Annotated in this window: 19 protein-coding genes and 1 pseudogene; 4 read left to right on the forward strand and 16 right to left on the reverse strand. The window is 72.9% G+C overall.

What is annotated here, in order from left to right:
* Positions 1-32: 32 nt before the first annotated feature.
* Positions 33-779, forward strand: coding sequence for a DUF134 domain-containing protein (locus LIP_RS20320; RefSeq protein WP_407936390.1), 747 nt, complete (start codon positions 33-35; stop codon positions 777-779).
* A gap of 80 nt (positions 780-859) precedes the next feature.
* Positions 860-1,108 carry a hypothetical protein gene (locus LIP_RS02925; protein WP_068134090.1) on the forward strand — a complete coding sequence of 83 codons (249 nt, stop codon included), beginning with the start codon at positions 860-862 and terminating at the stop codon, positions 1,106-1,108.
* Between the two features lie 37 nt (positions 1,109-1,145).
* On the opposite strand, the gene LIP_RS18315 is transcribed toward LIP_RS02925, so the two are convergent.
* The 9 genes from LIP_RS18315 to LIP_RS02970 all read right to left on the reverse strand — a co-directional run bounded on the left by LIP_RS18315 (position 1,146) and on the right by LIP_RS02970 (position 9,740).
* Entirely contained in the window at positions 1,146-1,550 is a 405-nt protein-coding gene (locus tag LIP_RS18315; RefSeq protein ID WP_198409682.1) for a phage holin family protein, read from the reverse strand.
* A 53-nt stretch (positions 1,551-1,603) separates the two neighbouring features.
* Positions 1,604-1,945 (reverse strand): hypothetical protein, encoded by a 342-nt coding sequence (locus tag LIP_RS18320; protein ID WP_144440302.1) that lies wholly within the window; start codon positions 1,943-1,945, stop codon positions 1,604-1,606.
* A complete protein-coding gene (locus LIP_RS02940; protein WP_068134097.1) occupies positions 1,923-2,309 on the reverse strand; it encodes an SHOCT-like domain-containing protein in 387 nt (128 codons plus the stop codon). The genes LIP_RS18320 and LIP_RS02940 overlap by 23 nt, the downstream gene beginning before the upstream one ends.
* Positions 2,310-2,411: 102 nt before the next feature.
* Positions 2,412-3,320, reverse strand: a complete 909-nt coding sequence (locus LIP_RS02945; RefSeq protein WP_068141428.1) for a sulfurtransferase — start codon at positions 3,318-3,320, stop codon at positions 2,412-2,414.
* Positions 3,321-3,325: 5 nt separating this feature from the next.
* A complete protein-coding gene (locus LIP_RS02950) occupies positions 3,326-4,105 on the reverse strand; it encodes a nucleoside phosphorylase (RefSeq protein ID WP_068134099.1) in 780 nt (259 codons plus the stop codon).
* 64 nt (positions 4,106-4,169) lie between these two features.
* Positions 4,170-6,311, reverse strand: a complete 2,142-nt coding sequence (locus LIP_RS02955; RefSeq protein WP_068134102.1) for a dipeptide ABC transporter ATP-binding protein — start codon at positions 6,309-6,311, stop codon at positions 4,170-4,172.
* On the reverse strand, positions 6,308-7,219 hold the full coding sequence (locus tag LIP_RS02960; protein WP_198409683.1) for an ABC transporter permease: 912 nt from the start codon (positions 7,217-7,219) through the stop codon (positions 6,308-6,310). Before LIP_RS02960 ends, LIP_RS02955 begins: the two co-directional genes overlap by 4 nt.
* A complete protein-coding gene (locus LIP_RS02965) occupies positions 7,200-8,156 on the reverse strand; it encodes an ABC transporter permease (RefSeq protein ID WP_068134105.1) in 957 nt (318 codons plus the stop codon). Before LIP_RS02965 ends, LIP_RS02960 begins: the two co-directional genes overlap by 20 nt.
* Before the next feature lie 3 nt (positions 8,157-8,159).
* The gene (locus LIP_RS02970; protein ID WP_068134107.1) at positions 8,160-9,740 is read right to left on the reverse strand and encodes an ABC transporter substrate-binding protein; all 1,581 of its coding nucleotides are present in this window, start codon (positions 9,738-9,740) and stop codon (positions 8,160-8,162) included.
* Positions 9,741-9,985: 245 nt separating this feature from the next.
* On the opposite strand from LIP_RS02970, the gene LIP_RS02975 reads away from it, so the two are divergent.
* A complete protein-coding gene (locus tag LIP_RS02975) occupies positions 9,986-10,228 on the forward strand; it encodes an AbrB/MazE/SpoVT family DNA-binding domain-containing protein (protein WP_068134110.1) in 243 nt (80 codons plus the stop codon).
* Between the two features lie 17 nt (positions 10,229-10,245).
* Positions 10,246-10,374: pseudogene (locus LIP_RS20325) on the forward strand (type II toxin-antitoxin system death-on-curing family toxin); the annotation flags it as partial.
* Between the two features lie 153 nt (positions 10,375-10,527).
* On the opposite strand, the gene LIP_RS02980 reads toward LIP_RS20325, so the two are convergent.
* Genes LIP_RS02980 through hypD form a run of 7 tightly spaced genes read right to left on the reverse strand, consistent with a single transcriptional unit; the run spans position 10,528 to position 17,902 of the window.
* Positions 10,528-10,803, reverse strand: coding sequence for a PDGLE domain-containing protein (locus LIP_RS02980; protein WP_068134113.1), 276 nt, complete (start codon positions 10,801-10,803; stop codon positions 10,528-10,530).
* A complete protein-coding gene (locus LIP_RS02985; protein ID WP_198409684.1) occupies positions 10,800-11,465 on the reverse strand; it encodes an energy-coupling factor ABC transporter permease in 666 nt (221 codons plus the stop codon). Before LIP_RS02985 ends, LIP_RS02980 begins: the two co-directional genes overlap by 4 nt.
* Entirely contained in the window at positions 11,462-12,427 is a 966-nt protein-coding gene (locus LIP_RS02990) for an energy-coupling factor ABC transporter ATP-binding protein (protein ID WP_082725782.1), read from the reverse strand. The genes LIP_RS02985 and LIP_RS02990 overlap by 4 nt, the downstream gene beginning before the upstream one ends.
* Positions 12,424-13,179, reverse strand: coding sequence for a cobalt ECF transporter T component CbiQ (gene cbiQ, locus LIP_RS02995; protein ID WP_068134117.1), 756 nt, complete (start codon positions 13,177-13,179; stop codon positions 12,424-12,426). The genes LIP_RS02990 and cbiQ overlap by 4 nt, the downstream gene beginning before the upstream one ends.
* Positions 13,176-15,650 carry a carbamoyltransferase HypF gene (gene hypF, locus LIP_RS03000; RefSeq protein ID WP_082725783.1) on the reverse strand — a complete coding sequence of 825 codons (2,475 nt, stop codon included), beginning with the start codon at positions 15,648-15,650 and terminating at the stop codon, positions 13,176-13,178. Before hypF ends, cbiQ begins: the two co-directional genes overlap by 4 nt.
* Before the next feature lie 27 nt (positions 15,651-15,677).
* The gene (hypE, locus tag LIP_RS03005; protein WP_068134119.1) at positions 15,678-16,736 is read right to left on the reverse strand and encodes a hydrogenase expression/formation protein HypE; all 1,059 of its coding nucleotides are present in this window, start codon (positions 16,734-16,736) and stop codon (positions 15,678-15,680) included.
* Positions 16,733-17,902, reverse strand: coding sequence for a hydrogenase formation protein HypD (gene hypD, locus LIP_RS03010; RefSeq protein ID WP_068134122.1), 1,170 nt, complete (start codon positions 17,900-17,902; stop codon positions 16,733-16,735). Before hypD ends, hypE begins: the two co-directional genes overlap by 4 nt.
* Between the last annotated feature and the right edge of the window lie 18 nt (positions 17,903-17,920).

Consider the following 17,920-nt stretch of genomic DNA (forward strand, 5'->3'; position numbering starts at 1 on the left):
GAGGACCATCCGTCACCGCCGCTGCCCGAACGATGTCGTACGAGCAAGGTTCGGCGAAGTGGCCCGGAAACCTGCGCCGGCTGCTCCAGCCCTGGAGCGAGCGGACTCTCCTAAGCCGGTGGCCGTGCGGTACGTGGCGTGGGCGATGGGGTACTGTCCCCTCCCGGGCCAGGCTGGTCAACGGGCCGTGGTTGGCGTATGCTCGAAACGGGCGGCGTCCCTCGCGACCGCATGCGACCGCCGGAAGGGGGAGGCCTGTGCCAAGGCCGCCAAGGGAACGCTGGGTCCACTGGGCGCCGCGGGTGACGTACTTCACGCCTGCGGGGGCCGGGGTGTCCGAAGGAGAGACCGTCCAGCTCACGGTGGAGGAGCTGGAGGCCTTGCGGCTCAAGGACGTGGAAGGGCTCGAGCAGGAGGCGTGCGCAGCCCAGATGGGCGTCTCCCGCCCCACCTTCCAGCGCATCCTCGCCTCGGCCCGGCGCAAGGTGGCCGGGGCTCTGGTGGCCGGCCGGGCACTCCACGTCCACGGGGGTCACTACCGGCTGGCGGGCGGCCGCTTCCGCTGCCGGAGGTGCGCCCAGGAGTTCGAGACGGGCCCGCCTACGCCGGGTTCACCGGCGCATGGGTGCCCGCGCTGCCGGGGCCTGGAGGTGGACCTGCTTGAGGGCGGTGAGGGAGCCGAACCGCCGGCCCCGCACCTGGGGGGTCCGCCGCAGATGCGGCCCCGTAGGATCCCGGGTCGCGGCCCCGCGGACGCGGGCCCCCGCGGTTGTTGTTGACATGTGCTCATAACCGCGCTACGCTGGTGGTGAGCACTTGCTCATTACGACCGGCATGACCGAGAAGGGAGCGTTGCGCCATGGGGTGCGGTCCTCGAGCAGGTCTTGGTTGGGGACATGCGGGTTTCGGCGGTTGGGGCGGTTGCGGCCACGGCGGGCACGGGCACGGGCGTTGGGAGGAGGGTCCGGAGGGTCTCTCCCGGCGGGAGCTGGCGGCCTGGCTCCGCTACCGCATCGTCCGCATGGAGGAGAAGCTGGAGCGGCTGCGGGCCCGCCTGCGCGAGCTCGAGCAAGAAGGCGGGGCAGGGTCGAGCGGCGAGGCCGTTTGAGACCGATCACGGGCGCGCTCTGCGGGGCGCGCCCGTCTCACCCTGCGGCAAGACGCCGCAGCGCCCAGCCTGCTACCCACGAGAAGAGGCTCACCCAGAGGGCGGCCCACACCGCCGCCCAGAAGCCGGCCACGGTCACGCCGGGCACCAGGGCGCCCACCAGGAGCAGCAACAGCCCGTTGAGCACGAAGGTAAAGAGGCCGAGGGTGATCAGCGTGAAGGGCAGGGTGAGGACGAGGGCTACGGGCCGGACGTAGGTGTGGAGGACGGCCAGGAGACCGGCGGAGAGCAGCAGCGGGAAGAACCCCCGGACCTCCAGCCCGCCCAGCAGCGCCGAGGCCGCCCAGAGGGCCGCGATGGAGGCGATCCAGGCGCGTCCCGGCCTGCCGCGCGAGGAACCGCCTTCGAGCCGGTCCAGCTTGTAGGTCAGGTCGACCCGCACCGATCCTTCACCTCCAGACACCGCCTTTTCAGCGCTCAGCACGCCCGGCAGCGCTACACCACCTGGACCTTCACCGTCGCGTCCGGCGTCTCCACGTCCACCAGGGTGAAAGGCGCCTGGTCCAGCGCACTGCGGAGGAGCTCCTCGCCGAGGCGCACCAGAACCCAGGGAGGGAGATCGACCGCCAGGTCCTTGGGCCACCCACGCCGGAGCCACCTCCTCGCGACGGGCAGCCGCAGGAGGAGCTCGAGCCCCCGGAGCAGCTCCAAGCCGAAGCCCAGGGGCAGCGGGACCAGGAGGCCCTGGCGCATCCCCCGTGAGCGCACCCGCACCACCAGGAATCCTGCGGGCACGGGCCAGCGGCGGGCCCGGTCAATCGACAACGATCTCGACACGGGTGTCTTCATCGTGGATCTCGACGATCCGGCCGTCGGCCCCCTCTTCCACGGCGCGGATGATGGCCTCCAGGTCGATGGTCTGGGCGCTGCCGCCCTCGCCCACCTTGAGGGCGTCCTTGGGCACCAGGTGAGCCAGGGCCCGCACCAGGCCCAGCGGAATGTTGACGTTCACCTTGGTATCGTCCCCTTCCCGCACCATCACCCGGAAGAACCTGGCCTGGCCCTGGGGGCGGGAGGGCTCTGCGGGGGCAGCTGGCTCCTCCAGGGCGGCCAGGAGCTCGCTGGCCTGCTCGGCGGTGATCCGGCCCTCCTGGAGCATCTTCAGGATCTGCATCCGTTCCTCGTCGACGTGGGGCGCCATGCGCCCACCCCTTTCCGGGCGTTTCCAGGTCTCTTCATGCAAAGTCTACAGCACAAGGCTCAAACATGTCAAGCGAGACATCAACGGTATTGAGGTATAGGATCACGATCCCTCATGGAGGGCTCCCGTTGCCACGGGGAGCTCGGGGTAGGAGCACCAGTCGCTCCAGCTTCCCGGGTAGAGGCGGGTGTTCCGGAGACCGGCCAGGCGCATGGCCAGCAGGTTGGCGCAGGCGGTGACCCCCGAGCCGCAGTAGACCACCACCTCCCGCGCCCCTTTCAGGCTCCGGAAGCGATGGGCCAGATCCTCCGGGCGCTTCCAGCGGCCGTCCGGGCCGACGCTCTCCGCCCAGTAGAGGTTCACCGCCCCGGGAATGTGGCCTGCGGAAGGATCGAGGGGCTCCTCCTCTCCACGGTACCGCTCGGGCGCCCGCGAGTCCACCAGCATTACTCCTGTCGGCCGCTGCTCCACCACGCGCCGCACGTCCTCGATGGTGCGGATCCACTCCCGGCGGGGGTGCGGGGTGAAGCGCCGGGGCGGGCGGGAGGCTGCGGCCTCCTCGTCGGTGGTTCCGCCGGAGAGAGCGCCGCCGGCATCGATCCAGGCGGGGAAGCCTCCGTCCAGCACGGCCACCCGCTCGAGCCCCAGGTAGCCCAGCAGCCACCACGCATGGGGCGCCATGCTCCCGCTGCCGTCGTCGTAGACCACCACCGTGGAGCGCTCGTCCACCCCGCAGCGGCCGAGCTTCTCGGCCAGCGTCTGAGGGTTCGGGAGGGGGTGGCGGCCCCCGTGGCGTCCGACCGGCGCGGCGAGGTCCCGTTCTAGGTCCAGGAAGAGGGCGCTCGGCACGTGACCGGCCAGATACTGCTTTCGCCCCGCATCGGGCTCGCCCAGGGTGAAGCGGCAGTCGAAGAGCACCAGGTCGTCGTCCAGGAGGTGAGCTCTCAGCCGCGCCGCGTCCACCAGCGGGCCGAAGCCGCCCTCCGGCGGCCAGCCGTGCTCTGAGGTCATCAGGTTCACCTCCACGTCTCCACGCAAGCCAGGACCACGTCCAGGGACCGCTCCTCGGCGGCCCTCAGCTCCGGGGTGCCGAAGGCCGGCCGCCAGGGGTGGAAGAGCTCGTCGGAGATCACCAGCAGGTTGGCCACCTCCACGGACCGGAACCGGCCGAGGATGTACATGGCCGAGGTCTCCATGTCTACGGCCCGCACTCCGTTTCGGGCCATGCGCTCCACCTTGGTGCGGACCTCCCGGTACACCCCGTCGGTGCTCCAGTGGCGCCCTGTCGCCACCGGGTGTCCCACGCGGCGCCCGGCCTCCAGCAGGGCCTGCGCGATCGGCCCGGTGGGGACGGCGGGGACGGAAGCCTCCGCGTAGTGGTACGAGGTCCCCTCCTCCCGCACCGCCTCGCCGGCGACAAAGAGGGAGCCCACGGGCATGGCAGGATCGAGGCTGCCGGCCCAGCCGAGGCCGATGATGCGCCGGACGCCCAGGTGGATGAACTCCTCCAGGTGGCCCACCGTCATGGCGGCGCCAGCGATGGCCCGGGCGACCGAGACGCTTCCCTCGCCCGCCCCGGCGGTGAAGAGGGTCCCGGGTCCGTACACCCATCCCTCCACCTCGTGCGCGCCCAGGCGTCCGCCCATCTGCCCCACCCGGCCGATGAAGCTGTAGATGAGGGTGCGGCCCACCGGGAGCGTCTCCAGGGGGACGCCGTGGGTGCGGGACCAGTGGTCCAGAAAGGCGCCGGGCTCGAAGTGGGCGGGGGAGGAGAGGTCCTCGGGTTGCAGGAACATAGTGGTCCCCTTTCGTATCGCGCTTCCGCGTTCCGCTGCCGGTGGTGCACCGGGTGAGCATACGTTATGCCCGGCGTGCCCCGGATCCTTCCGCGGGCGAGCCGGCCGGCACCGCACCTTGGGCCAGGGCGAGATCCCCCGCCGGAATCCAGCACCGGATCGCGTGGCCGGGGCTCACCTCCTGCCAGGGAGGTGGCTCCGCCTCGCAGATGGGGCCGAGCTTCCGGGGGCAGCGGGTGTGGAAGGGACACCCCAGGGGGCGCTGCGTGACCCCCGGCACCGTCCCGGCAAGGCGGATGGCGGTCCGGGCGGCCTCGCCGGGCAGGGCCGGGCCGGCCGAGAGGAGCGCTTCGGTGTAGGGGTGGAAGGGCGGCTCGAAGGTGGAGGCGGCCGGCCCCACCTCGCAGAGCTCGCCCAGATACATCACCCCGACCCGGTCCGCCAGGTGCCGGACCACCGCCAGGTCGTGGGAGATGAAGAGGTACGAGGTGTGCCACTGCTCCTGGAGCCGGAGCAGCAGGTTGAGGATGGCCGCCTGCACCGAGACGTCCAGGGCCGAGGTGGGCTCGTCGAGGATCACCAGGTCCGGGTTGCCGGCAAAGGCCCGGGCAATGGCCACCCGCTGCCGCTGGCCACCCGAGAGCTCGCCGGGAAGGCGCTCAAGCAGCGACGGATCAAGCTGCACCCAACGGGCGAGCTCCACCGCTCGGTCCCTGGCCTGGCGGCGGTCCAGGCGACCCAGCACCGAGGCCGCCCGCCGGAGCATGGCGCCCACCCGATGGCGCGGGTTCAGGGTGGTATCGGGGTTCTGGAAGACCATCTGGATCCGCCGTCGGGTCTCGGGGCTCCGCTGGGAGGCGCGGGGCGCGAGGCCGGCGCCGTCGAGGCGGAGGTCACCACCGGTACGGGGCAGGAGGCCTGCCACGGACCGGGCGAGGGTGGACTTGCCGCAGCCGGACTCGCCCACCAGCCCGAAGGTCTCGCCTCGTCCCAGCTCCAGGTCCACGTCGCGCAGGATCAGGGCGCCGCCCAGGCGCTGGTGGAGGCCCCGCACCTCCAGCAGGGGCGCCTCGACCGGCGCGAACGAAGCCTCGTCCCGGGACGCGGGGGACGGGGCGACGGCCACCCGGGATGGGCCCGGAGCCGCCGTCCCTTCGGCCGCCCCGGCGGCGGGAGCTTCCACCTCCGGAGCTTCCGCCTCGGAGGCCTCCAGCTCCTGCCAGAAGAAGCAACGACTCGCGCGACCGGCGCCCACGGGCAGTAGCGGGGGCTCCTCGTGCCGGCAACGCTCCCGAGCCAGGGGACAGCGGGGGGCGAAGGCGCAGCCCGTAGCCATCTCCCGGGGGCGGGGCGGCTCGCCGGGCACTGCCTGGAGGGGTGCTCGGGGCGCAGTAGTGGACCGGGGAACGCACCAAAGGAGCGCCCGGGTGTAGGGGTGCCTGGGCGCCCGGAGAACCTGATCGGCCGGGCCTTCCTCCACCAGGCGTCCGGCGTACATGACCCCCACCCGGTCGCAGATCTGGCCCACCACCGCCAGGTTGTGGCTGATGAAGAGCATGGAGGTGCGGGATTCCTCGCGGATGGAGCCGAAGAGCTCCAACACCTCCGCCTGGACCGTGGCGTCCAGGGCGGTGGTGGGCTCGTCGAGCACCAGCAGGTCCGGGGCGCCGGCCAGCGCCATGGCGATGACGATCCGCTGCTGCATGCCGCCCGAGAGCTGGTGCGCGTAGAGGTGCATCACCCGGTGGGGCTCGGCGATCCGCACCCGTCGCAGGAGGGCGGCGGCCGCCTCCCATGCCTGGCGGGGCCGGAGGTGGCCGTGGTGGACGAAGACCTCGGCCACCTGTCGGCCCACGGTCATGGTGGGGTTGAGGGCACTCTGGGGGTTCTGGTAGACCATGGCCAGCCGGTCGCCCCGCAGGCGCTGAAGCTCTCGCGGGGAGAGGCGCAGGAGGTCCCGGCCCATGAAGGTAAGGTCGCCCCCCGTCACACGCCCGGCACGCGGCAGGTATCCCATCACCGCCAGGGCCACCGTGGTTTTGCCGCAGCCGGACTCGCCCACCAGGCCGTACGCCTCGCCGGGGCCGATGGAGAGGGAGAGGCCGTGCACGGCCCGCTCTTCCCCGCCACGCCCGCGGTAGGTCACCGAGAGGTCCTCCAGGCTCAGAACCGGCCCATCGGCCGGATGGGGGCGGGTGCCGCTCACGGTGCCAGGACCTCCTTCAGCCCGTCAGCGAGGAGGCTGATCCCCACCACCACCGCACCGATGGCCAGCGACGGGAAGAGGACGGCCCAGGGGGCCAGGGTGAGGGCCGCCCGGCCCTCGTTCACCATGAGGCCCCAGTCGGGCGTGGGGGGCTGCACCCCCAGGCCGAGGAAGCCCAGGGTGGCGGCGGTGAAGACCGCGTACCCCACCCGGATCGTCCCCTCGACGATGAGGGGCGCCCGGATGTTGGGCAGGATCTCCACGGCCATGACGTAGAGGGCGGGCTCGCCCCGCAGCTGGGCGGCGGCCACGTACTCCTTCTCCCGCTCGGGCAGCGCGGCGGCGCGGACGGTGCGGGCGATGAGCGGCGTGAAGACCAGGCCGACGACCAGGATCACGTTGCCCGTGGACGGGCCCAGGAAGGTGAGCACCAGGAGGCTCAGGATCACGATGGGGAAGGCCATCACCGCGTCCACGACCCGCATGATCACGTCGTCGGCCCAACCCCGGAGGTAGGCGGCGACGAGCCCCACGGCCGTGCCCAGGACCAGGCCCAGGAGCGTGGCGGCCGGGGCGATGAGGAGGGCGCTGCGGCTTCCGGCCAGGACGCGGCTCAGCACGTCGCGCCCGAAGCCGTCGGTGCCGAGCCAGTGGGCGGCTGAGGGCGGCTGCAGGGCGGCGGCCACGTCCAGGGTCAGGGGGTCGTAGGGGGCGAGCACGGGCCAGGCCAGGGCGCAGAGGATCCAGAGGCCCACCAGGGCCGAGCCCGCGAGCAGGGCCGGCGAGGAGGCCCACGCCTCGCGGAGGGCCCGCATCCGTGCGGTGGGGTGCTGCCCGGACGGGCGCTGGGCCTGCCCGGGGGCGTCGCCCCCGGCCGCCTCGGCACCCTCAGGTACGGGCGAGCCCATGGCGCACCCTTGGGTCCAGCCCCGCGTGGATCAGGTCGGCGGCCAGGTTCCCCAGCATGTAGACCAGGGTGACGACCAGGCCGCACCCCACCAGCAGCGGGAGGTCCCGGTTGCTGGCGGCGAAGAGCATCAGGTTGCCGAGGCCGGGGTAGTTGAAGAGGGTCTCCACCACCACCAGCCCGCCCACCAGCCACCCCACCTGCGATCCGATCACCGCCACCGTGGGCGGGAGGGCGTTCCGGACCACGTGGCGCCACACCACCGCCCGCCGGGGCAACCCCTTGAGCACGGCGGTGCGGGTGAAGTCGCTGGCCAGCGCCTCCAGCGTGCCGGCCCGGACCATGCGGGCCAGGTAGGAGAAGAGGACGAGCATGAGGCTCGCGGCCGGGAGGAGCAGCCGCCGGAGCGCCTCCCACGGTCCCGCGCCCTCAGGCAGCGCCGAGGAGGCGGGCAGCCACCGGAGCCAGACCGCGAAGACCACCAGGAAGACCACGCCCGTGACGAACTCAGGAATGGCGCCCAGCGCGAGCCCGCCCAGGGAGACCACCCGGTCCAGCAGCCGCCCCTCCCGCAGGGCCGCAGCCACCCCGAGCCCCACCGCGGTGGGGATCAGCAGGACGAGGGCGAAGCCGGCCAGGAGCAGCGAGCGCTCGAGCCGCCCGGCCACCAGGGGCAGCACCGGGGTGTCGAACGCGTAGGAGCGGCCCCAGTCGCCGCGCACCACGTCCCCCAGCCAGGCTCCGTAGCGGATCGCCAGGGGGCGATCGAGCCCCAGCTGGCGGTTGAGCACGTCCACCGCCTCCTGGGGGGCGAAGGGCCCCAGGAGGACGCGGCCCACGTCGCCCGGGAGCACGTTCGTCACCCCGAAGAGGAGGGCCGAGGCCACCCAGAGGGTGAGGAGCATGAGCGCCAGCCTGTGGGCCAGGAAGCGGGCCACCCGCTACCCCTCCACCCAGGCCCGGGTGAGGTCCAGGAAGTAGGACATGTCGGCGGCCACCCCGTGCACGCCCTTCCGGACGGCCCGGAGGTTCTCGGTGAAGTAGGTGATCGCCGCCGGCACCTCCCGGTTCATGAGCTCCTCGATCTGGCCGGCCAGCTCGCCGCGCCGCGCCTTGTCCGGCTCGCCCTCCAGCTCCTGCAGGAGGCGGTCGAAGGTGTCGTTGGCCCAGTGGGCGGCGTTCCACTCGGCCCCGGACCGGAAGGCCAGCCCCAGGATCTGGGTGGCGGTGGGGCGGCTGGTCCAGTCGGTGAGGCCGAAGGGCACGTCGGTCCAGTGGCTGTAGTAGAGGTTGAGCGGCTCCACGTGGAGCTTCGCCCGGATCCCCGCGGGCTGGAGCATCTGCTGCACGAAGACGGCGTAGCGGGGAAGCTCCAGGAACTGGGCGGTGTAGAGGTCGATCTCGAACCCGTCGGGGAAGCCGGCCTCGGCCAGGAGCCGGCGGGCCCGGGCATGGTCCTGGGCCCGCTGGGGAAGGGGCTGGTGCTCGGGGTAGACGGGGGCGATGGGGTGGTCGTTCCCCAGGTCGCCGATGCCGCCGAAGAGCCCCTGGAGGAGCGACGGCCGGTCGAAGCAGAGCGCCACCGCCTCCCGTACCCGCCGGTCGTCGAAGGGGCGCTGGTCGACCCGCATGGTGAGCTGGCGGTGGGTTCCGCTGGACGTGGAGAGCACCTGCACCGCCGGGTCCGAGAGGAGCGGCTGGGCCTCCTGGTACGGCGGCGCCAGGATCACATCCACCTCGCCCGCCTGCATGGCCAGCACCTGGGGCGTCGCCTCCTGGTAGAGGGCGATGCGCACGCCGTCCAGGTGAGGGCGGGGGGCGTCCCAGTAGGCGTCGTTCCGTTCCAACACCGCCCGCTCCTGGGGCCGGTACTCGGTGAGGCGGAAGGGGCCGGTGCCCACGGGATTCCGGGCGAAGTCCCCGCCGTACTCGGCCGGCAGGATGACGGCGTTGTAGGTCTGGGTGTAATAGGGGAAGTCGCCCACGGGCCGGTCCAGGCGGAAACGGACGGTGTAGGCGCCGATCTTCTCGATGTTCTCCTTCTGGAGGAAGGGCAGGGCACCGCGGGCGGGGGAGGCCACCTCAGGGTCCACCAGGCGCTGGAAGGTGGCGACCACGTCGTCGGCCGTCATCTCCTTTCCGCTGTGGAAGCGGACGCCCCGGCGCAGCTCGAAGACCCAGGTGCGGGCGTCGGGCTCGGGCCGCCAGGAGGTGGCCAGCACCGGCCGGAGGGAGAGGTCCGGCTCGGTCCACACCAGGTACTCGGCCACCTGCTGGACGATGGCGATGCCGCCGGCGCTGTCGAGCTTGACGGGGTCGATGGTGGTGGCCGGGTCCGCCGCGACCCGGAGGATGCCGCCCCGGCGGGGCGCGCCGCTTCCCTGAGCCCATGCGGGCAGCCCCACCAGGCTCTGGGCGGCGCCCAGGGAGAGACCCAGGGCCGCCGCGGCCCGCAGGAAGTCGCGCCGGGAGAGGCCGCCCTTGCGATACCGGTCGAGGAGCCGATCCAGGTCCTTGCTCACGTTGCAACGCCTCCTGGTGCCCGAGGACCGACCCCGACGCACCGCCTGGGAGCTGGCAGGTGGCCGCACGCCGCAGCACTGCCCCGGAGGATTTCCGACTGCGTTGCTGGCATTTCTTCCTTGGGGCGGGATCTCCTGCCGGAGGCGAACAGGTATTTGCGATGCTCGGCACACCCGGTCAGGATTAACCTCCCTCGTATCACGTGACATAATGATGCTATCAGTATCGAACGAGGATGACTCCCATGAAAAGGACCCTCTTCAAGAACGGAAGCAGTGTCGTCGTGGCGATTCCCAGGGAGGCCCAGGAGGCTCTGGGCCTGCATGAAGGCGACCACGTTTCCGTGAGCGTGGATGTGGAGCATCGGCAGATCGTGATACGCCCCGCCGAACCGGACGTGTCCGGAGTCACACCGGAGTTCGCCCAGGTGGTCCGCGAGTTCATAGAGGAGTACAGGCCGGTCCTGGAGGCGTTGGCCAAGCGGTGAGGCTACTGACACCGCAAATGGTCTTGTTCCTCCACGCGCAGATCATCAAGGAGACAGGAGGTGCCCGTGGGATTCGGGACCTCGGCCTCCTCGAATCCGCCACGGGACGGCCCGGTGCGTCCTTCGGCGGACGATTACTGTATCCGAACCTTTCGCTCCAGGCCGCGGCGCTCATGCACTCGCTGATCAAGAACCACCCCTTCCGTGGACCGACGCCGACCGGGTGCAGAAGCTCATCATCGAGGAGATCCCCGCCCGGGTGGCCGCCTTTCCTGACGTTGCCCTCCTGCCGTCCCGCCCTACCCCCGTCGCAGCAGCCGCCCCAGGCCCAGCGCCGCAAGGGTCGCCAGGCCCACCCCCAGAAGCCCCGCGGCGATGGTGGAGAGGGGCCCGGACCCCAGGCCGGGAAGGAGGTAGTCGGGGAATGGGGCAGGGAGCCGGGAAGCGGCGTGCTCCATGAGGCCCAGGTCCTCCGCGGCCCGCTCGAGGCCGTCGGGGAGAGGCGAGGCCAGCGGCGCGAGGAGGATGGCTGCCGCAGCGGCAACGAGGAGTCCTTTCCGCATCCGGGAGGTCATACCCCATCACCCCGCAGCATGGGCCGGGCAGAACCCGCATCTTCGGGCAGCAGCCGGTGAAGGTACGTGAGGACTGCGACGGTGATCAGCCCCTCCCCGGCGCCGATCAGGGCGTGCCACCCGAGAAGGGCGCCCAGGGCCAGCGCCAGGGGTACGTAGCCCGAAGCGGCCAGCATCAGGGCGATCACCAGGGCCGCTGCCTCCACCGAGACCCAGGCGGCCACGAACCGGGCGACCGAGCCGCCCCGTGGACCCTTCCACAGCCTGCGGAGGGACCGGTGGCTGGCATGGGCCGTCCAGGGTGCCACGACGCCCATGGTGAGCACGTTGGCTCCCAGGGCCGTGACACCCCCGTCGCCGAAGAAGAAGGCCTGGATCACCAGCACGGCGGTCATCACCAGGGTTGCGGCCCACGGGCCCAGGGTGAGGGCCGCGAGCGCGGCGCCCAGCAGGTGTCCCGATGTGCCGCCGGGGACGGGGAAGTTCACCATCTGCGCGGCGAAGACGAAGGCGGCCATCACCCCCAGAGTCGGCACCTGCCGCTCCTGCAGCTCCTGACCCGCCCGGCGGGCGGCCAGGCCTATCGCACCCGCGCTCAGGGCGAGGCTCGCCGTCCAGATCTTGGTGTCTAGGAGCCCGTCGGGTACATGCATGACGCTCATCCCTCCTGCACGCTCGATGTTTCGGCGCCGTTCGAGGCGATGGGTTCCGAGGCCGTCTGGATCCCGCCGGCCGTACCGTCCCGCCCCCCGTTCCGAAGCGCCCGGAGGGCCCGCACGCCTTCCGGTACGGTGAGGGGCCAGGCGCGTCCGGCCGGCGCCTCGGCGTCGCGGAAGACGGCGGCCACCCGGGGCAGCCTGAGGCGCGCCCGGAGCAAGACGGACTCGTCTCGAAGGAGCTCACGGCCCCCCTGGGCCACCACCCGGCCGCCCTCCACGATCGCCACCGTGTCGGCCCACTCGGCGGCCAGGTCCACGTCGTGGGTGGCCATCACCAGGGTGGTCCCACCCAGATGGAGTCCATCCAGGATGGCCAGGAGCTCCGCGACCCCCGCGGGATCGAGGGAGGCCGCGGGCTCATCCAGGAGGATCACCCCGGGCTGCATGGCCAGGACGCCGGCCAGGGCCACCCGCCGCTTCTCCCCCTGGCTCAAGCGGTGGGGCGCGCGGTGCGCCAGGTGGGAGGCTCCCACCTGCCCGAGCGCCTCCCAGGCCCGGCGGCGGACCTCATCGTGCGAGAGCCCCAGGTTGGCTGGACCGAAGGCCACGTCCTCCCATACCGTGGGGGCCAGAAGCTGGTCGTCCGCCTCCTGGAAGAGGTAGCCGACCCGGGCCCGCACCTGGCGGCAGGTGCTCGGCCCCACCTCCGTCCCAAGCACCCACACCCGCCCCGCCTCCGGGAGGAGGAGCCCGTTCAGGTGCAGGAGCAGGGTGGTCTTGCCCGCGCCGTTGGGACCCAGGATCGCCAGCCGGCAGCCGGCCTCCACCCGGAGGGAGCACCCGCGCAGGGAGGGCGTACCGTCGGGGTAGGTATGCCGGAGATCCTCCACCCGGATGATGGGGTCTGTCGGGGCGACGGGGTCGTGGGCCCGTTCCGGGTCCTTCCCCGCCGCGCGCGGCGTCATCCGATCCACCCCCTGTCCCAGCCCAGGATCAGGAGGCCTGCGGCGGCCAGGGCGACCCCGGCCAGCACCTGTCCGGGCGGAACGGGGTCGCCGGGAAGTCCCCTCCCCCGGCCCCCGAGGCCACGGGCGAGCATCGACCGGTAGAGCCGCTCGCTGCGGTGGAGGCAGCGGGTGAAGAGCATGCCCACCAGGGCGCCGGCGCCGTCCAGGGTGTCTGGACGCAGGGGACCCCGACCGCCTCCCGCTCGCGCCTCGCGGGCCCGCCCCATTCGCTCCAGCTCGGCGTGCAGGGCCGGCCCCTCCCGGAGGACGAGCCCTGCCAGGTCCGTGAGGAGCGGCGGCATGCCTGCCCAGCGCAGGGCCCGCAACGTCTCGTCCAGCCGGGTGGTCTCGGTGAGGAACGCTGCCGCCCAGGCGGCCGCCGTCACCCTCAAGAGGAGGGCCAGGGCTTCCCGCAGCCCCGCCGCGGTCACGCTCAGGCCGAAGCGCCCGCCCCCCAGGGTCGCCAGGGCCTCCCCCGGCGCGGTGACGGCCACGGCCAGGGCGACGCCCCCCGCAAAGGGCAGGACCCAAAGGGCGCGGGTGGCCAGCCGGCCCATCCGCACTCCGGACGCTGCCAGCAGGGCGCCCGTGCCGCCCAGGGCCAGGAGCGTCGCCGGCACGGAGCGAAGGCTTGCGGTCGCCACCACCCACCCGAGGCTCACCCCCAGCTTCACCCGCGCGTCGAGGGACGCAAGGTTGCGGCGGGTCATGACACTCCTCCCCCCGCGTGGGCCGGTCCTGACGAGCCGTGCCGCCAGAGGGCCACCACCGCCTGGCCCAGGGCCAGACCGCCGTCGCCCGGCGGAACGTGGCGGTGCAGCAGCGGCTCGAACCCCCGCTCCCGCAGGAGGCGGGGCACCTCGCGCACCAGGTAGGGGTTGTGGAAGACGCCCCCGCTCAAGGCCACCGCCTGCACGCCCGAGCGGAGCGCGGCCCGGCCGGCCGCCTCCACCACTGCCTCGGCTACCGTCCGGTGCCAGCGGGCGGAGATGGGGCCGGCAGGCGCGCCCTCCAGCCGCTCCCGGGCGGCCGCAGCCACCGCGGGAACCAGGTCGATCTCGTCGCCAGCCAGGCGGAAGGGGTAGGGGCCGGCGAGGCGGTGGCTCGGAGAGCCGCGACCCCACGGAAGCTCGGACGGCAGGAACTCGCCCAGCTCGATGGCCGCCTCTCCCTCGTAGGTGGACTCGAGGCAGACGCCGGCGATGGCGGAGACGGCGTCGAAGTAGCGGCCGGCGCCCGAGCTGAGGGGGCAGTTGATCCCGGCCTGGAGGAGCTGCAGGGCCACCCCGGCCTCCCGCTCGCGCCCGGGGAAGAGGCGACCTGCCGCCGCCAGGGCGGCCTCCCGCCCCCCGTCGAGCCAGAGGACGGCCAGCGCCGTGAGCCAGGGCAGGCGGATGGCCCGCTCGCCGCCGGGCAGGGGCACGTAGCGCAGGTGGGCGATGCGCTGGAAGCTCGTGAGATCCCCCAGGAGGACCTCGCCGCCCCAGAGGTGGCCGTCGCTTCCGTAGCCGGTGCCGTCGAGGATGATCCCCACCGCCGGGCCCTGGCGCCCGTTCTCGGCCAGCACCGCGGCCAGGTGGGCGTGGTGGTGCTGCACCGGCTCGTGCCGCCCGGGCAGCTCCAGGGCGGTGCGGCTCACCCGGTAGCCGGGGTGGGGGTCGTAGCCGACCACTCCGGGGCGGGCCTCCAGGATGCGCCCCATCGCCTCCAGGTTGTGGTGGAAGAAGGCCAGGCCCTCCAGGGTCTCCATCTCGCCGCCGTGGGGTCCCATGAAGGCCTGGCCCTCCTTCACGAGGCAGCAGGCGTTCTTCGTCTCGCCCCCCGCGCCCAGGGCGACCGGATGGCCGGCGGTGGGCACGGGCACCGGGAAGGGGACGGGCACGTAGCCCCGCGACCGCCGCAGGAAGTGGAGCCGGTCTGCCAGGACCCGCACCACCGAGTCGTCGGCCCGGTTCTCGATGGGCCGGTCGTGGAAGAGGAAGGCGTCGGCGATTCCGCCCAGTTGCCGCCGGGCGTCCTCGTTGGTGTGCACGATGGGCAAGGAGGAGTGGTTGCCGCTGGTCATCACCAGCAGGTCCGGCGGCTCGGGCTCTCCCTCAGCCTGCGCGAACAGGAGGAAGTGGAGGGGCGTGTAGGGCAGCATCACCCCCAGGGTACGGAGGCCGGGAGCCAGCTCGCCGGGCAGGTCCGCTCCGAGAAGCCGCTCCAGGAGCACGATGGGGGCGGCGGGGCTCTGGAGGAGCGCGACCTCGGCATCGCTCACGCGGCAGAAGCGGCGCACCGTGTCGAGGTCCCGGGCCATCACGGCCAAGGGGCGGTGGGGCCGGCGCTTGCGCTCCCGCAGGGTGTGGAGGGCCCGGGCGTTGTGGGCGTCGCAGGCCAGGTGGAAGCCGCCCAGCCCCCTCAGGGCCACGATCAGCCCGGCCTGCATGGCCTCCCGGAAGGCCCGGCCCCAGTCGTCGCGGCGGCCCGACGCGTCCTCGAACCAGGCCCGGGGTCCGCAGCGCGGGCAGGCCACGGGCTGCGCATGGAATCGGCGGTCGGCCGGGTCGTGGTACTCCCGGGCGCACGCCTCGCACATGGGGAAGGCCGCCATGGTGGTCAGGGGCCGGTCGTAGGGGAGGCCCCGCACGATGGTGAAGCGGGGGCCGCAGTTGGTACAGTTGGTGAAGGCATAGCGGTAGCGGCGGTCGGCGGGATCGAGGAGCTCCCGGCGGCAGTCGGGGCAGAGGGCCACGTCGGGCGGGACCAGCACCCGGGGCGCCTCCCCGCCCCGGCTGTCCAGGATCTCGAAGGCGGCCAGGCCCACCACCGGAAGCTCCTGGGTGTGGAGGCGCTCCACCCGGGCCAGGGGCGGGGGGTTCTCCCGGAGAGCCCGGAGTAAGGCCTGGACCTGTGCGTGCGGGCCCTCGGCCTCGACGATCACGCCGGCCGCGGTGTTGCGGACGCTTCCCCCAAGGCCCAGGCTCCGGGCCACCCGGTAGACGAAGGGGCGGAACCCCACGCCCTGCACCGTACCCTCCACCAGGATGCGGCAGCGGACGCGGCCCTCGCCGTCCCGACCGCGGTTGCCCCGAACGCCGCGAGCCTGAGTGCCACCGGTGGAGGCCGCGACCCCGCCGGACGCGACGGCGCTCGCAGGACCTTCGGGTTGCCCGGTGGCCCTCTCACCCGGCTCCATGGCGCCCCCTCCCGTTTCCGGCCGATGTCAGCAGATCCTGGGGAGCTGCTCCCCCTCCAGGAGGTCCAGGGGCCTGGTTCCCCCCACCACCGTCCGCAGGCGGACCTCGCTGGGCGCCCCCTCCACGGCCTGCCCAATCCACCGGGCCTCCCGGCCCAGCGGGTGGCTGCGGGCCGCTTCCAGCACCGCCGTCGCGGCGCGGGGGTCCACCACGGCCACCAGCTTCCCCTCGTTGGCGGCGTAAAGCGGGTCGAGGCCGAGCATCTCGCAGAGGGCCCGGACCTCGTCGCGCACGGGAATCTCGGCCTCGTCCACCTGGAAGCAGGTGCCCGAGGCCGCGGCCAGCTCGGCCAGGGTGGTGGCCAGGCCCCCGCGGGTGGGGTCGCGCATGCAGCGGACGGCCCCCGGGCCGGCCTGCAGGAGCGCCTGGGCGAGACCGGTCAGGGGGGCGCTGTCGCTCCTGAGGGTGCCGCCCGGTTCCAGGCCGGCACGGTGGACCATGACGGCGACGCCGTGATCCCCCACGTGCCCGCTCACCAGGATCTGGTCCCCGGGGCGGATCTCCCCGGGCCCCAGGCGGAGGCCGTCGGGAACCAGGCCCACGCCGGTGGTGGTGATGAAGAGCCCGTCGCCCTTGCCCCGCTCCACCACCTTGGTGTCGCCGGCGACGATCTCCACCACGGCCTCCCGGGCCGCTTCCGCCATGGAGGCGACCACCTTCCGGAGATCCTCGGCGGGGAAGCCTTCCTCGATGATGAAGCCCGCCGTCAGGCAGGCGGGGGTGGCCCCGCCCACCGCCAGGTCGTTCACAGTGCCGCACACGGCCAGGCGCCCGATGTCCCCGCCGGGAAAGAAAAGGGGCGAGACGACGAAGGAGTCCGTGGTCACGGCGAGGCGGGTCCCTGCCAGGGAAAGGACCGCCTGGTCTCCCGCCGCCTCCAGTGCGGGGTTGCGGAAGGCAGGCAGGAAGACATCGTGGAAGAGGGAGGCGGTCAGGCGCCCTCCACTGCCGTGTCCCAGCAGGATGCGCCCGTCGCCGTGTCCAAAGGATCGCCGTTCCGGGGTCCCGTGGCCGGGCGTGCTCACGCCGTCTCACCTCCCCGCACTGCGGCTCCGGACCCGGCGGCCCCGTCCGTCCCGCGCCTGTTCCCGCGTGCATGGGGCCGGTACCGGTAGTACGCCGCGCAGGCCCCCTCCGGCGAGACCATGCACGCTCCCATGGGCCGCTCGGGCGTGCAGGCCCGTCCGAAGAGGGGGCAGTCGGGGGGCCTCACCACGCCTCGGAGAACCTCGCCGCAGCGGCAGGCGCTGGAGTCCGGCAAGGCGTCGGGCATCAGGTGGGCGAAGGCTCGCTCCGCGTCCATGTGGGCGTAGGACTCCCGCAGGCGCAGGCCGCTGGCTGGGATCGTCCCCAAGCCACGCCACTCCTGGTCCACGGGCTCGAAGACCTGCGCCATGATCCGCCGCGCGATGGGGTTGCCGTCGGACGGCACCGCCCGCCGGTACTGGACCTCCACCTGCGAGCGGTCTTCCGCCACCTGCTGTACGATCATGTGGATGCCCTGCAGGAGGTCCAGGGGCTCGAAGCCGGTGATCACCACCGGCCGGCGGTAGCTCTCGGCCACGAACCGGTAGGGCTCGGTGCCGATGATGGTGCTCACGTGTCCAGGGCCGATGAAGGCGTCCACCTGAACGTCAGGCGCGTCCAGGATCGCCCTCAGGGCGGGGGGGAGGAGCACCTGGCTGGTGAGCAGGTAGAAGTTCTCGAGCCCAAGTGCCGAGGCTCGGAGCACGGCCACCGCATTGCCGGGAACGGTCGTTTCGAAGCCGATCGCAAGCCATACCACCGTGCGGTCCGGGTTCGAGCGGGCGATCTCGACGGCGTCCAGGGCCGAGTAGACCATGCGGACGTCGGCCCCTTGCGCCCGCTCCTCCAGGAGCGAGGTACGGCGGCCGGGCACCCGGAGCATGTCCCCGAAGGAGACCAGGACGGTGTCGGGCCGGCGGGCCAGGGCGATGGCGGCCTCCACCTTGCCCCGCGGCGTGACGCAGACGGGGCATCCGGGGCCGTGGAGCATCTCCACCCCGGCCGGGAGGAGCTCGCTCAGCCCAAACTTGAAGATCGCGTGGGTGTGACCGCCGCAGACCTCCATGATCCGCACGGGCCGTTCGAGGCGGGCGGCGGTCGCGGCCAGGGCCCGGGCGAGTCCCCGAGCCGCCTCCTGCTGGCGGAACTCATCGACGAAACGCACGGCTGGGCCCCCTCTCGC

The organism is Limnochorda pilosa (genome assembly GCF_001544015.1).
GTDB classification, from domain to species: Bacteria; Bacillota; Limnochordia; order Limnochordales; family Limnochordaceae; genus Limnochorda; species Limnochorda pilosa.

Coding starts and splice junctions, on each gene's coding strand:
- LIP_RS20320 (WP_407936390.1), top strand. CDS start 33: ATGTCGTACGAGCAAGGTTCGGCGAAGTGGCCCGGAAACCTGCGCCGG.
- LIP_RS02925 (WP_068134090.1), top strand. CDS start 860: ATGGGGTGCGGTCCTCGAGCAGGTCTTGGTTGGGGACATGCGGGTTTC.
- LIP_RS02940 (WP_068134097.1), bottom strand. CDS start 2,309: ATGGCGCCCCACGTCGACGAGGAACGGATGCAGATCCTGAAGATGCTC.
- LIP_RS02945 (WP_068141428.1), bottom strand. CDS start 3,320: ATGACCTCAGAGCACGGCTGGCCGCCGGAGGGCGGCTTCGGCCCGCTG.
- LIP_RS02950 (WP_068134099.1), bottom strand. CDS start 4,105: ATGTTCCTGCAACCCGAGGACCTCTCCTCCCCCGCCCACTTCGAGCCC.
- LIP_RS02960 (WP_198409683.1), bottom strand. CDS start 7,219: ATGGGCTCGCCCGTACCTGAGGGTGCCGAGGCGGCCGGGGGCGACGCC.
- LIP_RS02975 (WP_068134110.1), top strand. CDS start 9,986: ATGAAAAGGACCCTCTTCAAGAACGGAAGCAGTGTCGTCGTGGCGATT.
- LIP_RS02980 (WP_068134113.1), bottom strand. CDS start 10,803: ATGACCTCCCGGATGCGGAAAGGACTCCTCGTTGCCGCTGCGGCAGCC.
- LIP_RS02985 (WP_198409684.1), bottom strand. CDS start 11,465: ATGAGCGTCATGCATGTACCCGACGGGCTCCTAGACACCAAGATCTGG.
- LIP_RS02990 (WP_082725782.1), bottom strand. CDS start 12,427: ATGACGCCGCGCGCGGCGGGGAAGGACCCGGAACGGGCCCACGACCCC.
- cbiQ (WP_068134117.1), bottom strand. CDS start 13,179: ATGACCCGCCGCAACCTTGCGTCCCTCGACGCGCGGGTGAAGCTGGGG.
- hypF (WP_082725783.1), bottom strand. CDS start 15,650: ATGGAGCCGGGTGAGAGGGCCACCGGGCAACCCGAAGGTCCTGCGAGC.